The sequence below is a fragment of the Neoaquamicrobium sediminum genome (genome assembly GCF_040970315.1).
GTDB classification, from domain to species: domain Bacteria; phylum Pseudomonadota; class Alphaproteobacteria; order Rhizobiales; family Rhizobiaceae; genus Aerobium; species Aerobium sediminum.
The window spans coordinates 41842-56152 of the sequence record NZ_JAZHFV010000001.1; the positions used below are offsets into that span (position 1 = coordinate 41842).

The window sequence follows — 14311 nt, forward strand, 5'->3', positions numbered from 1 at the left end:
CTAGTCGGCGAACTTGACGCCGAGACGCTCGATCTTCTTGAGAAACTCCTGGAGATCTTCGAGCATGCGCCGATGAAGGTCGGCGGCGGCTTCCGGATATTCTTCCAGTATGCGCCGGAACAGAGATCGGTTGAGCCTGATCATCTCCACATCGGTCTCCGCCGCGGCATAGGTCAGGCGCCTGCTATCTGCGATCAATGCGAGTTCACCGAGAATCGCGCCCGGCCCCAGACGCGAGACGGCCACCGATTCGCCATTGTGATCACGATAGAGAACGACCTTGCCGGAGATGACGATATAGGCGCAATCCGCCGGGGCGGTTTCGCGATAAATCTCGCGCCCGGCCTGAAAGCGTACGGCTTCCGCGCCGAACGCCAGCAGTCTCAGTTGCTCCGCGCTCAGTCCGGAAAACAGGCTGACGCCGGACAAAATGCGGATATCGTCGTCAAGCGCCAAATCGCGGTCCCCGGTTGCGCCCCCACCCGGTTCTTCCGCCGCGATGGGAAAACAGTCAAGGGACGAGCTTGTAACCGCCGCTTTCCGTCACAAGAATTTCCGCATTCGAGGGATCGCGCTCGATCTTCTGGCGAAGGCGATAGACGTGTGTTTCGAGCGTATGCGTGGTGACGCCGGAGTTGTAGCCCCATACCTCTTCGAGCAGGATGTCGCGGGTCACCACCTTCTGGTCGGCCCGGTAGAGATATTTGATGATCGACGCTTCCTTTTCGGTAAGCCGCACCTTGCCGCCCTTCTGGTCGGTGAGCAGTTTCTGGCTCGGCTTGAAGACGTAAGGGCCCACAGAGAAGGTGGCGTCCTCGCTCTGCTCGTGCTGGCGAAGCTGGGCGCGTATGCGCGCAAGCAGTACCGCGAACCTGAACGGTTTTGTGACGTAGTCGTTGGCCCCGGCCTCAAGGCCCAGGATCGTGTCCGAATCGGTATCGTGTCCGGTCAGCATGATGATCGGCGCCTTGAACCCGCCCTTGCGCAGCAGCTTCACCGCTTCGCGGCCGTCCATGTCAGGCAGGCCGACATCCATGATGAGCAGGTCGATAATGCCACCGCGCGCCGTTTGAACGCCCTTTCCGGCGGTGGCCTCCTCAAGCACTTCGAATTCCTCGTAGAGCGAAAGCTGTTCCACAAGCGTTTCGCGCAGATCGGCGTCGTCGTCGACAATGAGGATGGTGCGTGACGTCATGTTCTATCCGTAGCTGGAGGCGGCAGTTGACCGCACCTCGGTTTATGCGGAAGCATAGCGCCGAAAAAGAACATCACGACGATTTGTTCCACAGTGACATCATACCCCAAATATCGTGGACGCAATGAGGCGGCGAAACGCGGCCTTGCGCGCAACGCACCGATCGTGGTTCGACCGCGCCCGGGACAGCCGACGCAAGGCCTGCTCGTCTGGTGTGGAACCGTCTTTCCCTGCGCGCTTGGGCGCGGCGGCATCCGCGCGATCAAGCGTGAAGGCGACGGCGCCACGCCTCTCTGCCGGATGCGGCTGATCGACGGATGGTTCCGCCACGGCAGGCTCGCAAACCTGCGCTCAGGCCTTGCTCTTCGACGAATCGGCCCGCGTGACGGCTGGTGCGACGCACCTGGCGACCGCAACTACAATCGCGCGGTCACGCTGCCTTATCCGGCAAGCTGCGAAAGCATGGAGCGCAACGACCGCCTCTACGATTGCTGCATCGTGCTTGACTACAACATAGCCCCGCGCAAGCGCGGCATGGGCAGTGCCATCTTCTTCCACATCGCCAGCGATGGTTTTCGGCCCACCGAAGGCTGTGTAGCCATAACCCCGCGCGTCATGGCCCGGATGCTGCCGCATCTTTCGCCAAGGACGGTGATAGTGGTGTCGCGCTGACCTGCGGAGACAAAACGGGTCAGCCGAACCGCCAGACCGTCGTCTTCTTGACCTCGGCGTCCTCCAGCGCGCGCGTGACCGGCACCTGATAGGTCGCAAGCGCTTCGAGACCGGTTTTCGGCAGATAGGCGCGGCCGGGATCGCCGACCAGGATTTCGCAGCCACATATCCGCATCTGCGCAAACCACGGCAGCAGCCGATCTGCGAAAGCCCGGTCGTAAAAGACATCCCCGGCCAGGATCACATCCCATGCACCGGGAGTCCCGACCAGATCGCTGTCAGTGAAATCGACCGCCACGCCGTTAGCGGCGGCGTTGAGCCGCACGGCTGCGGCGCAGAACGCATCTATATCGGCGGCAAGCACATGCGCAGCGCCAGCCTTTGCCGCAGCGATCGCCACCAGCCCGGAGCCGCTCGCAAAATCGAGCACCTTGCGTCCCTGCACGAGCCCGGCATTGTCGAGCACGTGGCGTGCAAGCCCCTGCCCGCCGGCCCAGGCAAACGCCCAGAAGGGCGGCTGCAGCCCGATAGCCTCCAGCTCTTCCTCCGTCCGCCGCCACAGGTCGTGGGCCTCGTCGGCCAGATGCAACCGGATTTCGGGCACATGCGGCGGCGCGATGAGGGCCGTGTTCGCCCGGATGAAGGCCTCGGCCCGATCAGACGAAATCGGCGGCGTCACGGCGCGGGAACGAGACCTCCCATGCGGCAGACCTCTTCCCATTCGTCAGGCTTCACCGGCTGCACGGAAAGCCGCATCGAGGTCACGAGCGCCATGTCGGCGAGATTGGGATTGGCCTTGACGTCCTTGAGCGTCACCGGCTTCGGCATGTCGCGCACCGCGCGGATGTCGACGCATTCCCAGCGCGGGTCGTTGGTGCTGGAATCTGGATGCGCCAGCTTGCAGACCTCGACAATGCCGACCACTTCCAGGCCCTCATTGGAGTGGTAATAGAAACCGAGATCGCCGATCTGCATGGCGCGCATGTTGTTGCGCGCCTGGTAGTTGCGCACGCCGGTCCATTCCTCGCCGGCCTTGCCCTTGGCCTTCTGCTGGTCCCACGACCAGGCGTCGGGCTCGGACTTGAACAGCCAGTAAGCCATCACTTCGCCTCCGGAGCCTTGAACACCCAGTTCCACGGCAGGATCTCGACGCTTTCGAACAGCCCGGCCTTGGCATAGGGGTCGCCCGCCGCGATCTGCTCGGCGCCGGCGCGATCCTGTGCCTCGACCGCGACCAGGCTGCCGATCGGCTTGCCGTCCTCGCCCAGGAACGGGCCGGCGAACTTGAGCGCGCCCTCGCGATCCAGCGCCATCAGATAGTCGACATGCGCCGGCCGGTTGGCGAGCCGCACGTCGAGCTGGCCGGGTTTGTCCTTGCAGATGAAAGTGAAGATCATCGGTGGTCTCCGTTGCCTTGACGTTGTTCCTGTTCGCTCTTGAGCGGCCGCGACAGCAACGCTGCCACGGCCTCCGCGATGCTGGCCTTACCGCGAAGGATGCGGTCGACAGCCTCGATGATCGGCGCGTCCACGCCCTTCTCGCGCGCGATCCGCGCTGCGATCCCGGCAGTCGACGCGCCTTCGGCGAGCGGCCGGCCCTCCAGGCTTTCACCACGCCCAAGCGCCAGACCATATGAGAAGTTGCGCGACTGGGGTGACCCGCAGGTGAGGATGAGGTCACCGAGCCCCGAAAGGCCCATCAGGGTCTCCGCCTCGGCTCCGAAAGCCGCGCCGACACGGCGCAGTTCGACAAAGCCTCGCGTCACCATCGCTGCCTGCGCGCTGGCGCCGAGACCTGCGCCCGATACCGCACCTGCGGCGATCGCCAGCACGTTCTTAAGCGCCCCGCCCACTTCGACGCCGGTGAGATCCGCGCTCGAATAGCAGCGGAAGGCGGGCGCCGACAGCAGCAGCGCCAGCGACGAGGCAAGCTGCGGGTCAGCGGCGGCGACCGTCACCGCCGTCGGCAGGCCGCGCGCAACGTCGGTGGCAAAGCTCGGCCCCGAAAGGGCAGCAATCGGCGTGTGTGGCAGCAATTCGGCGGCTATCTGAGACAGAAGCAGGCCACTCTCCCGCTCGATGCCTTTCGCGCAGAGCACGATCGGTACGCCCGGCCGCAGGCGGTCGGCGAGTGAAACAAGCAGACCGCGCATCGCCTGCGCGGGCACGACCGCGAGAACGCAATCCGTGTCGGCAAGCGCCTCCTCCAGGCCTTCGGTCGCTTGGATGCCCGCTTCCAGCACGATGTCCGGCAGGTAACGCGGATTCTCGCGCCGTTGGTTGAGCGAAGCGACGATCTCCGCGTCCCGCGCCCACAAGGCAGTCGCGTTGCCGGCCCGCACCATCGTGGCGGCCAGCGCAGTGCCCCACGCCCCACCGCCGAGCACTGCGATCTTCTTGGGCGCGCTCATGCCTTGGCTCCGCGTTTGCCCGAACCGATGACCGGTGGCGCGCCGGTATCGAGCGGCCAGCGGGATCGCGGCGCAAAGCCCATCGCGTCATCCTCTACCAATCCGCCCCGCATCCGCTCGATACCTGCCCAGGCGATCATTGCGGCGTTGTCGGTGCACAGATGCAGCGGCGGCGCGACGAGGTTCATGCCGTGCCGCTCACATAGTCCTTCCAGCGCAGCGCGGATCGCCTTGTTGGCGGCAACGCCACCGGCGACCACGAGCGCCGGCCGTGCAAGATCCGGAAATGCTTCACGAAATCGCGTCAGGCTGCGGCCGACACGCTCTTCTAGCGTTTCGGTGATCGCAAGCTGGAAAGCCGCGCAGATGTCGGCGACGTCCTGATCGGACAGCGGCGCGATGGCGCTCGCCGCCTGCCGCACGGCCGTCTTGAGGCCGGAGAACGAGAAATCGAGCCGCGCATCGCCCCTAAGGGGCCTCGGAAAGGAAAAGCGCCTGGGGTCTCCCCTTGCCGCCTGCCTTTCGACATTCGGTCCGCCCGGATAGGGCAGGCCCAGCAGCTTCGCGGTTTTGTCGAACGCCTCGCCCAGCGCATCGTCTATGGTCGACGCCCAGCGCTCGTAGTCGCCAACGCCGCGCACGAGCACGACCTGCGTGTGGCCGCCGGAGACCAGCAGCAGGAGATACGGAAAATCGAGCCCGTCTGTCAGCCGCGCGGTAAGCGCATGGCCTTCGAGGTGATTGACCGGGACGAGCGTCTTGCCGGCCGCTGCCGCCACCGCCTTGGCCGTCATAAACCCCACGATCAATCCGCCGATCAATCCGGGTCCGGCCGTTGCCGCAATCCCGTCGACCGCGCCGAGGGGCACGCCTGCCTCGTCCAGCGCCGCCTCGATCACGCCGTCCAGCGTCTCGACATGCGCGCGCGCCGCGATCTCCGGCACGACGCCGCCGAATGCGGCATGATCCTCGATCTGGCTCAGAACCACGTTGGATAGAATGCGGGGCGCGCCGTCGTCGCCAAGCTCGACCACGGAGGCGGCCGTCTCGTCGCAACTGGTTTCGATGCCGAGCATGCGGATCATTGCTGTGGTGGTCATTCCTCGATAGGAGTTGGCCGGCACTATCACGGACGAAGCGGCACATGCAAACGGATGTCTTGAAGATCGGAACGCGCGGGAGCGCCCTTGCGCTGGCGCAGGCGCACGAAACGCGCGCAAGGCTCATGGCAGCGCACGCCCTGCCCCAGGAAGCCTTCGAGATCGTCGTCATATCCACCAGCGGGGACCGCATTCAGGACCGGCCGCTTTCGGAAGCCGGCGGCAAGGGCCTTTTCACCAAGGAAATCGAGGAGGCGCTGCTCGACGGTCGCATCGACATCGCCGTCCATTCCTCCAAGGACATGCCGACCGCGCTGCCGGAAGGGCTGGAGCTGTCCGCCTTTCTCGAGCGCGAGGACGTGCGCGACGCTTTCATCGGCCGGGCCGCGGCAAAGCTGGCCGACCTGCCGGAACGCGCGGTTGTGGGCTCCTCGTCGCTGCGTCGTCAGGCGCTGATCCGCCGGCTGCGGCCGGACATCGACGTGGTCGTCTTTCGCGGCAACGTGCAAACGCGACTGCGCAAACTGGACGAGGGGCAGGTGGCCGGCACGTTGCTGGCCAATGCCGGGCTGCGTCGGCTCGATCTGGCGAACATCATCACCGAGTTGCTGCCGGCCGAGACCTTCCCGCCCGCCCCCGGCCAGGGCGCGATCTGCATCGAAAGCCGGATCGGCGATGCAGCCACGACCGCCATGCTCGCCCCGATCAACCACCTGCCGACGGCGCAGGCTCTGGCCTGCGAGCGCGCCTTCCTTGCAGCACTCGACGGCTCCTGCCGTACGCCGATTGCGGGCTACGCGCGCATCGAGGGCAAAAACCTATACTTCAACGGCATGATTCTCACCCCCGACGGGCGCGAGGCACACGAAGTCGATGCCTCGGGACCGACCAGCGAGGCGGCGAGCCTCGGCGCGGATGCCGGCGAACGCGTCCGCGCCAAAGCGGGCACCGGCTTCTTCGACGGCTGGTCGTGAAACGGCGCGTTCTCGTCACGCGGCCGGTACCCGGCGCGAGCGAGACGGCGGCGCGGCTCGAGGCGCTCGGTTTCGAGACCGTCGTCCTGCCTTTGACCCACATCGTTCCACTGGATGCAGGACCCGCGCCGGATCCGCACACCGTCGATGCGGTTGCGGTGACCAGCGTCAACGCCCTGCGTCACGCGTCAGCGGCGATGCTTGCCGCACTTTCGGCCAAACCGGTTTTCGCAGTCGGCGATGCAACGGCCGAAGCGGCGCGCCAGTCGGGATTTGCTTTCGTAACGTCCGCGGCCGGAACCGCAATTGATCTCGCCGCGGCTATTGAGACACGGATGCCCATCCGTTCCCACATCCTTCACCTCGCCGGCAGGGAACGCACAGGGGGTTTTGCAGAAGCGCTGTATGACAGAGGCTTCAGCGTCAGGGTAACCGAGGTCTATGGCGCTGAAAAAGTCAGTTACATCACTGACTTTTTGATAGAGACCTTCGCCGGTCGTCCGATATGGGGGTGTCCAGTCCTCTCGACGCGTGGCGCAGTCTTTCTAAACGAGTTGGTGGCCAACCGAGAACTCTCGCATACCTTTGAAGAAACACGGTTTTTCTGTATCTCGCGGAAGGTTGCGCGGGTGCTGAAGCCGACGGTGGGCGACCGAGCAAGTGTAAGCGACGAGCCCACCGAAGACAGCGTCATGGTGCTGCTTTCGTCGCAGCGGTAGGCCTCGTCGCATTCCAACCCTTTTCAGTTTCTATCCAGCCCTTTAGATCAGAAGGAGCCGGCGGCATCGCCTGCCCGAACAGCGGCTGAAGGAAATCAGGAATGGTCAAGACGCCCCGAACCCGCCACTCGAAGACCAGCAAGGAGCCGGTGACCATCGATCTCGCGCCCGGCGAAATCTCGCGCGCCAAGGCGGAGGCCGAGAAGGCCGATCCGGTGAAGCAGTCCGAGGCACCGCAGCAGGCGAAGGCAGAAACCCCGAAGCCCGAAGATTCCAAGCCGGCGAACCAGAGCAGCGCAGCTTCCGGCGCGGATACGCGCGACGCAAAGCCGCAACCCGCAGCCGCAAGCAGTCAACAGAAACCCGGAGCGGCAGCGACCGGCAGCAGCCAGACCTTCGGTCGCAAGGAAAAGGACACGGCGGCACCCGCCGCGCCACCCTCATCCGGGCGCAGCAGCGCGCTCGCCGCTGGCGTCGCCGGTGGCGTGATCGCGCTGGTGCTTGCCGGAGGGCTTCAGCTTGCCGGGTTGCTGCCGGCGCCCGGCAGCAGCGGCGAGCAACCTGCTGACCCAACAGCCTCCATCGACGCCCTGGAGCAGGAAATCGCGGCGCTTCGCAGCGAAATCGGCGGTGCGACTGGTTCCGGCACCGAACTTGGCGGTCGCGTATCCCAGGCCGAGGAACGCGTCACGGCTCTCGCCTCGCAGATCGAGACCCTGACCGGCGAGGTGGCGGGCATCGCGCGGGAGCCGGGCGGCGAGGCCGCTGCCCCCGTCGATCTCTCCCCGCTGGAAGAGAGGCTTGCCATCCTTGAAGGCACCGTAGGCGCGCTTGGCGACGCCGGTCCGTCGCAGGCAGTGAAGGAGAGGCTGACGGCGCTGGGTGACGAAATCGCCGCCGCGCGTGAAGCCCAGGCGGCGGCGGGCACGCGGCTCGATGCGGTGGAAAAGTCCATCGGAGACCTCAGCGGCCGCGTCGACGAAGCCGCCGAAACGCCGGCAACCGCGGTCATCATCGCCGCATCCGCACTCAAGGCCGCGATCGAACGCGGCGTGCCCTTCACGGCCGAACTCGATACCCTTGCAGCGCTTGCTCCCGAGGCACCGCAGATCGGCGACCTGCGCGAACTGGCAGCCGACGGCGTGCCGACGCGCGCCCAGATCGCCGAGGAATCGGACGCCGCGGCCAACGCGATGATCGCGGCCGCGCGACCGGTCGATCCGCAGGCAGGCGTCATCGACCGGCTGATGGGCAGTGCGATGAGCCTCGTCCAGGTGCGGCCGGTCGGCATGGTCGAAGGCGACGGCGTGCCGGAGATCGTCGCCCGGCTCGACGCTGCTGTTCAGGCGGGCGACTACGAACGCGCACTCGCCGAGTATGATGCCTTGCCGGAGCCATCCAAGGCCGCCGGCGCGGCTTTCATCGAAAAGGTACGCGCGCGCCAGAACGCCGACCGGCTGATCGATGATGCGCTCGCCGCCGCGCTCGCGAAGTAAGGAAGGAAATCCGATGCTGCGTATCCTTTTCTTCCTCGGCCTCGTCTTCCTGATGGGGCTTGGCTTTGCCTGGCTGGCCGACAGGCCGGGTGATCTCGTCATCACCTTTGGCGGCTACCAGTATCAGGTCACGCTGATGGTAGCGGCTGTCATCGTCGCCGCGATCGTGCTTGCCGTGATGCTTTCGTGGTGGCTGCTCAAGAGCATCTGGTACAGCCCCTACACCGTGTCCCGCTACTTCCGCGTCCGTCGCCGCGATCGCGGCTACCAGGCGCTGTCGACCGGTATGATTGCCGCCGGCGCCGGAGATGCCGGGCTTGCGCGCCGCAAGAAGAAGGAGGCGATGAAGCTCATCAGCGCCGATCAGGAGCCGCTCATCCACCTGCTCGATGCGCAGGCCTCGCTGCTGGAAGGCGACCACGAGGCGGCGCGGCGCAAGTTCGAGGCGATGCTCGAAGATCCTGAAACGCGGCTTCTCGGCCTGCGCGGCCTCTATCTGGAAGCCGAGCGGCTGGGCGACCGCACCGCGGCGCGCCACTATGCCGCCAAGGCGACGGAGGCGGCACCCCAGCTTGAATGGGCGTCGGAGTCGACGCTTGAGGAAAAGACCGAGGCCGGCGAATGGGACGAGGCACTGCGCCTCGTCAGCGCGCAGAAGTCGACAAGGCAGATCGAGCGCGAGGCGGCGAACCGCCGCAAGGCCGTCCTCCTGACGGCCAAGGCGATGGCAACCCTCGATGCCGATCCCGCAGGCGCGAAGACCGCCGCGCTCGAGGCTAACCGCCTGGCGCCTGAGCTTGTGCCGGCAGCGACGACCGCCGCCAGGGCGTTGTTCCGCCTCGCCGATATCCGGAAGGGCTCCAGGATCCTGGAGTCCGCTTGGAAAAAGGACCCACATCCCGAGATCGCGGACATCTACGTCCACGCCCGGCCGGGCGATTCGACCCATGACCGGCTGACGCGGGCCAAAAAACTGCAATCGCTGCGTCAGAACCATGTCGAATCGGCCCTTGCCGTGGCCCGCGCGGCACTCGATGCCCGCGAGTTCAAGCTGGCGCGGCGCGAGGCCGAGGCAGCCGCGCGGCTTGATCCGCGAGAGGCGTCATGGCTCCTTCTGGCCGATGTCGAGGAGGCGGAGACGGGCGACCAGGGCAAGGTGCGCCAGTTGCTCGGCAAGGCTTTGCGCGCGCCGCGCGACCCGGCATGGGTTGCCGACGGCGTTGTTTCCGAACGCTGGGCCCCGGTTTCACCGGTGACCGGCCGGCTCGACGCCTTCGAGTGGAAGGTGCCGGCCGAACGTCTCGCGCAGCTTGTCGAATCGCTCCACGACGAACCGGAACCTCCGCGCCCCGCGCCCCGGGCGATAGCCCCTGTGCCGGCAGAGCCCGTCAGGGAGGCTCCGAAAACCGTCGACGACCAGGTCGAGGACGCAGTCGTCGAGCCGCCAGCCGCGCCGATCCCGGCAGCTTCCAAACCTGTTGCGGAGACGCCTGCGGAAAGCCCGCAGCCCGAGAAGTCGACAGAACCGGCACACAAGCCTGTTTCCGCCACCGCCAGGCCGACTGAGCCCGCGTCGGCGGCCGCTCCCGACGCAACCAAAGCTGCGCCTGCGAAGCCGGCGCCTGAGAAGAAGGACAGTGCGGTCGTCGGGCCAGCCGTGGTCGCGCCAGCGCCGGTGCTCGATGCGCCGCCGCCGGATGAGGAGGAGGACAATCAGAAGTCCATCCGCCTTCCGGATGATCCCGGTGTCGATCCTGATGATGCCGACCGGGACGAGCCGCAGCGCTTCCGGTTGTTCTGACCGCCAAGTTCGCGCTAGGAAAGGGGCATGACGGTGGGGCGCACCGCCCAAACCGACAATCTGACACCGCGAGGATGCGATAGCCTATGCTCGAAAGACTGAAGTCGTTTTTCAGCGCACTGCCGGAAAAGCCGCGCGGCGGAGGCCTCAAGGCCGATGATCCGCGCGTGGCCGCCGCCGCCTTGATGTTTTTCGTCATCGATGCCGACGGCGTGCGGGACGAGACGGAACGGGCACGGCTGCGTGAGGTGCTGGCCGCTTCCTATGCGCTATCCGGCGACGAGTTGGACGAGATCGTGAAAGCCGGTGACGAAGCCCACAACGAGGCGGTCGATCTCTTCGCCTTCACAAGCGTGCTGAACCGGAGCCTCGACGAGACGGCCAAGATCGAGTTCATCGGCATTCTCTGGGAAATGGTCTATGCTGACGGCGAAATCCATGAACTTGAGGACAATATCGTCTGGCGCACGGCCGAACTGATCGGCGTGTCGCAGCGCGACAGGATCCTGATGCGCCAGCGCGTTCGTGACGAACAGGACGCCGACGCGGACGAACGGGGCGAGTGACCGGTTATGCTGGCGCGCGACAAGGGCAAGATCCTGATCGTCCTGCACCAGGAACTGTCCAGCCCCGGCCGGGTCGGGCAGTTGCTGGTCGAATCCGGCTTCCACCTCGACATCAGGCGACCGCCGCTCGGCGATCCGCTGCCTGACACGCTGGAAGACCATGCCGGCGCAGTGATCTTCGGCGGGCCGATGAGTGCCAACGACACCAGCGAGTTCGTACGCCGCGAAACCGACTGGCTGGCTGTGCCGCTGGCCGAGGACAAGCCCTTCCTCGGCATCTGCCTCGGCGCTCAGATGCTGGTCAACCACCTTGGCGGCTCGGTTGCGGGCCATGACGACGGCCTAGTCGAAATCGGCTGGTATCCGATCCGGCCGACCGAGGCCGGCAGCGGGCTGATCGACTGGCCGGAGATGGTTTACCAGTTTCACCGCGAGGGGTTCTCGCTACCGTCCGGCGCAACCCTTCTGGCCGGAGCCGAACACTACCCGAACCAGGCCTTCCGCTACGGCCGCAATGCCTGGGGTATCCAGTTCCACGCCGAGCTGACGCGGGTGATGATGCAGCGTTGGGTGGTGCGTGGCGCGCACCGCTTCGTGCTGCCGGGTGCGCAGGCAGGCAGCGACCATCTCAACGGCCGCATGCTGTGGGACATCAGGCTGAAGCGCTGGCTGGAGGATTTCCTCGGGCTGGTGTTCGAGGGTCGGCAGCCTCAGCGCACGCCAGCGACCACCCACGCTGTCGCGACGAACGTCACACCCGACCGTCGAGACGGCGAGCCTTCCTGAGTTCGGGGAACAGCCAGGCCCACAGCGCGGCGACGCCGATCGCCCCGATGCCGCCGAACACAACCGCCGGCACGGTGCCAACGAGCGCCGCCATCGATCCGGCGCGAAACTCACCGAGCTCGTTCGAAGCACCGACGAAGACCATATTGACGGCATTGACCCGGCCGCGCACCCGGTCCGGCGTCCAGAGCTGGATCAGTGTTTCGCGGATATATACGCTGATCATGTCAGCCGCACCCAGTAATGCCAGGACGGTAATGGACACCCAGGGGATCGTCGATATCCCGAAGATGGCCGTGAACAGCCCGAAGAGACCGACGAAAAAGAACATGACGAGACCGGCGTGGTCGCGGATCGGGTGCCCCGCCAGCCACACCGCCACGAGAATGGCGCCGATGCCGGGCGCGGCGCGTAGAAGACCCAGGCCCCAGGGTCCGAGATCAAGGATGTCGCGGGCATAGACCGGCAGCAGGGCTACCGCGCCGCCAAGCAGCACTGCGAACAGGTCCAGCGAGATCGCGCCAAGCACGATCTTCTCGCTGCGAATGTATCTGAAGCCCGCGAATATCGTGGCGAGCGATGGGCGTTCCGTCTCCGTATGCTGCTGCGGCTTCGGGATCGACAGGATCAGGACGCCGGCTGAAACCATCATCGCGGCAGCAACTCCGTAGGCGGCTTCCGGCGCGAGACCGTAGAGCAGGCCGCCCGCGACCGGACCGACTATGGTGGCCGTCTGCCAGGCCGAAGAGTTCCATGCCACCGCGTTGGCGAAATCCTCCGGCGGCACGAGATTGGCGACCAGCGACGCCGAGGCCGGACCGAAGAACGAGCGAGCAATGCCAAAGACGGCAAGAACAACGAAGACCTGCGTCACCGAGGTCAGCCCGCGAAGGGTCAGCACCAGGAGTGCTGCCGCGCACAACGCTTCCAGCAGGATCGCGAGCGACATGATGAGCCGTCGTCCGAAGCGATCGGCGGCCGCACCAGTCACCAGCACCAGCAGCAAAGACGGTGCAAACTGGATCAGGCCAACAAGGCCGAGATCGAACGGGTTGCGTGATAAATCATAGACCTGCCATCCCACGGCGACGGAAACGACCTGCGTGGCGAAGGTGGTGAGAAACCGAGCCGCCCAGAACCTCAGATAGGAGGAATGGCGAAAGGCGGCGAAGCGGTCGTCTGATGCTGAAACGGAGGTCATCGGCGCGGAAAGCAGGAAAAGACGCTCTCACTTAGCGCATCTTGACCGCCTGCGCGCGACTTTCTGCCCTCTGGACCAATGGACGGACAGGCACGTTGGCCGAAAGCCCCGTAGGAAGCCTTATGCCACCTGCCGCGCCAGCGCGCAGCGCGACCAGAGGCTTGATAGCGCGGTTGCGAGCCGATCGATCTCAGCGTCGGTATGGAGCGGCGTCGGCGTGATGCGCAGCCGCTCGGTCTTCTTCGGCACCGTCGGATAGTTGATCGGCTGCACGTAGATGCCGTGCTCGTCGAGCAGAAGGTCGCTGATCCACTTGCACTTGGCAGCATCTCCCACCATCACCGGCACGATGTGGCTGGGGTTGGCAAGCACCGGAATGCCGATCGCGTCGAGCCGCGCCCGCACCTTCTTCACCCCCGCGCGCTGGCCCATCCGCTCGACGTCGCTGCGCTTGAGGTGGCGCACCGAGGCAAGCGCGCCGGCCGCCACATGCGGCGGCAGCGCGGTTGTGAAGATGAATCCGCTCGCGAACGAGCGGATGAAATCGCACAGTGCAGCCGAACCGGTGATGTAGCCGCCGACCACGCCGAACGCCTTGCCCAGCGTGCCCTCGATCAGCGTGATGCGGTCCATCAACCCTTCGCGCTCGGCAATGCCGCCGCCGCGCGGGCCGTACATGCCGACCGCATGCACCTCGTCCAGATAGGTCATCGCGCCATGCTTCTCGGCCACCGCTACGATGTCGGCGATCGGCGCAATGTCGCCGTCCATCGAATAGACGCTCTCGAAGGCGACGATCTTCGGGCGCTCCGGGCCGTATTCCGAAAGCAGCCGGTCGAGGTCCTCGACGTCGTTGTGCTTCCAGATTCGCTTTTCCGCCTTCGAATGGCGCACGCCCTCGATCATAGAGGCGTGGTTGCCGGCATCCGAAAAGATCACGCAGCCGGGTATGCTGGCGCCCAGCGTCGACAGGCTCGTCCAGTTGGACACGTAGCCCGACGTAAACAGAAGTGCTGCCTCCTTGCCATGCAGGTCGGCCAGCTCACGTTCCAGCAGCACGTGATAATGATTGGTGCCCGAGATGTTGCGCGTGCCGCCGGCACCCGCACCGCAGGCGTCCAGCGCCTCATGCATCGCGGCGATCACGTCCGGATGCTGGCCCATGCCGAGATAATCGTTGGAACACCATACCGACACCTCGCCCACCGGCGCGCGCCCACCCTTGCCGTCGAACCGTGTCGCAGAGGGAAACGACCCCGCCTTGCGCTCAAGTTCTGCAAACACGCGATAGCGGCCCTCCTCGCGCAGAAGGTCCAGCTTCGTGGCAAAAAAGGCTTCGAAGTTCATCGCCGATCCCTGTGATCGGGCCATTTTCGTTCCACGCGGCCTTC

General features: G+C 65.7%; 16 protein-coding genes. 7 read left to right on the forward strand and 9 right to left on the reverse strand.

Features of this window, described 5'->3' with window-relative positions; translation table 11 throughout:
* Both V1479_RS00205 and V1479_RS00210 read right to left on the reverse strand, forming a co-directional pair.
* On the reverse strand, positions 1-456 hold the full coding sequence (locus V1479_RS00205; protein WP_173189101.1) for a cyclic nucleotide-binding domain-containing protein: 456 nt from the start codon (positions 454-456) through the stop codon (positions 1-3).
* Positions 457-511: 55 nt separating this feature from the next.
* On the reverse strand, positions 512-1195 hold the full coding sequence (locus tag V1479_RS00210; protein WP_173189099.1) for a response regulator transcription factor: 684 nt from the start codon (positions 1193-1195) through the stop codon (positions 512-514).
* A 93-nt stretch (positions 1196-1288) separates the two neighbouring features.
* Here V1479_RS00210 and V1479_RS00215 point away from each other — a divergent pair, with 93 nt between their 5' ends.
* Positions 1289-1867 carry a L,D-transpeptidase family protein gene (locus V1479_RS00215; protein WP_368801158.1) on the forward strand — a complete coding sequence of 193 codons (579 nt, stop codon included), beginning with the start codon at positions 1289-1291 and terminating at the stop codon, positions 1865-1867.
* 19 nt (positions 1868-1886) lie between these two features.
* Here the strand turns inward: V1479_RS00215 and V1479_RS00220 are convergent, their stop codons facing one another.
* The 5 genes from V1479_RS00220 to tsaD are packed head-to-tail and all read right to left on the reverse strand — an operon-like array spanning position 1887 to position 5359.
* Complete coding sequence (locus V1479_RS00220; RefSeq protein ID WP_368801159.1) at positions 1887-2588, reverse strand: class I SAM-dependent methyltransferase; 702 nt, start codon at positions 2586-2588, stop codon at positions 1887-1889.
* Complete coding sequence (locus V1479_RS00225; RefSeq protein ID WP_368801160.1) at positions 2543-2968, reverse strand: EVE domain-containing protein; 426 nt, start codon at positions 2966-2968, stop codon at positions 2543-2545. Before V1479_RS00225 ends, V1479_RS00220 begins: the two co-directional genes overlap by 46 nt.
* Positions 2968-3264: a YciI-like protein gene (locus V1479_RS00230; RefSeq protein WP_368801161.1), complete on the reverse strand. Its 297-nt coding sequence runs from the start codon at positions 3262-3264 to the stop codon at positions 2968-2970. The genes V1479_RS00225 and V1479_RS00230 overlap by 1 nt, the downstream gene beginning before the upstream one ends.
* Positions 3261-4277 carry an NAD(P)H-dependent glycerol-3-phosphate dehydrogenase gene (locus V1479_RS00235; protein ID WP_368801162.1) on the reverse strand — a complete coding sequence of 339 codons (1017 nt, stop codon included), beginning with the start codon at positions 4275-4277 and terminating at the stop codon, positions 3261-3263. Before V1479_RS00235 ends, V1479_RS00230 begins: the two co-directional genes overlap by 4 nt.
* Positions 4274-5359: a tRNA (adenosine(37)-N6)-threonylcarbamoyltransferase complex transferase subunit TsaD gene (gene tsaD / locus V1479_RS00240; protein WP_368801960.1), complete on the reverse strand. Its 1086-nt coding sequence runs from the start codon at positions 5357-5359 to the stop codon at positions 4274-4276. Before tsaD ends, V1479_RS00235 begins: the two co-directional genes overlap by 4 nt.
* 62 nt (positions 5360-5421) lie before the next feature.
* Here tsaD and hemC point away from each other — a divergent pair, with 62 nt between their 5' ends.
* The 6 genes from hemC (at position 5422) to V1479_RS00270 (ending at position 11719) form a co-directional block, all read left to right on the forward strand.
* Positions 5422-6351 (forward strand): hydroxymethylbilane synthase, encoded by a 930-nt coding sequence (gene hemC, locus V1479_RS00245; protein ID WP_368801163.1) that lies wholly within the window; start codon positions 5422-5424, stop codon positions 6349-6351.
* Positions 6348-7070, forward strand: coding sequence for a uroporphyrinogen-III synthase (locus tag V1479_RS00250; protein WP_368801164.1), 723 nt, complete (start codon positions 6348-6350; stop codon positions 7068-7070). The genes hemC and V1479_RS00250 overlap by 4 nt, the downstream gene beginning before the upstream one ends.
* Before the next feature lie 101 nt (positions 7071-7171).
* Positions 7172-8566, forward strand: coding sequence for a COG4223 family protein (locus V1479_RS00255; RefSeq protein WP_368801165.1), 1395 nt, complete (start codon positions 7172-7174; stop codon positions 8564-8566).
* A gap of 13 nt (positions 8567-8579) precedes the next feature.
* Entirely contained in the window at positions 8580-10367 is a 1788-nt protein-coding gene (locus tag V1479_RS00260; RefSeq protein WP_368801166.1) for a heme biosynthesis protein HemY, read from the forward strand.
* Positions 10368-10453: 86 nt separating this feature from the next.
* A complete protein-coding gene (locus V1479_RS00265; protein WP_368801167.1) occupies positions 10454-10933 on the forward strand; it encodes a tellurite resistance TerB family protein in 480 nt (159 codons plus the stop codon).
* Positions 10934-10939: 6 nt separating this feature from the next.
* On the forward strand, positions 10940-11719 hold the full coding sequence (locus tag V1479_RS00270) for a glutamine amidotransferase (RefSeq protein ID WP_368801168.1): 780 nt from the start codon (positions 10940-10942) through the stop codon (positions 11717-11719).
* Here the strand turns inward: V1479_RS00270 and V1479_RS00275 are convergent.
* Both V1479_RS00275 and hemA read right to left on the reverse strand, forming a co-directional pair.
* Positions 11685-12920 carry an MFS transporter gene (locus tag V1479_RS00275; RefSeq protein WP_368801169.1) on the reverse strand — a complete coding sequence of 412 codons (1236 nt, stop codon included), beginning with the start codon at positions 12918-12920 and terminating at the stop codon, positions 11685-11687. The two genes, V1479_RS00270 and V1479_RS00275, sit on opposite strands and share 35 nt — an antisense overlap.
* Positions 12921-13040: 120 nt before the next feature.
* Positions 13041-14267, reverse strand: coding sequence for a 5-aminolevulinate synthase (gene hemA / locus V1479_RS00280; protein WP_368801961.1), 1227 nt, complete (start codon positions 14265-14267; stop codon positions 13041-13043).
* Positions 14268-14311 lie beyond the last annotated feature (44 nt).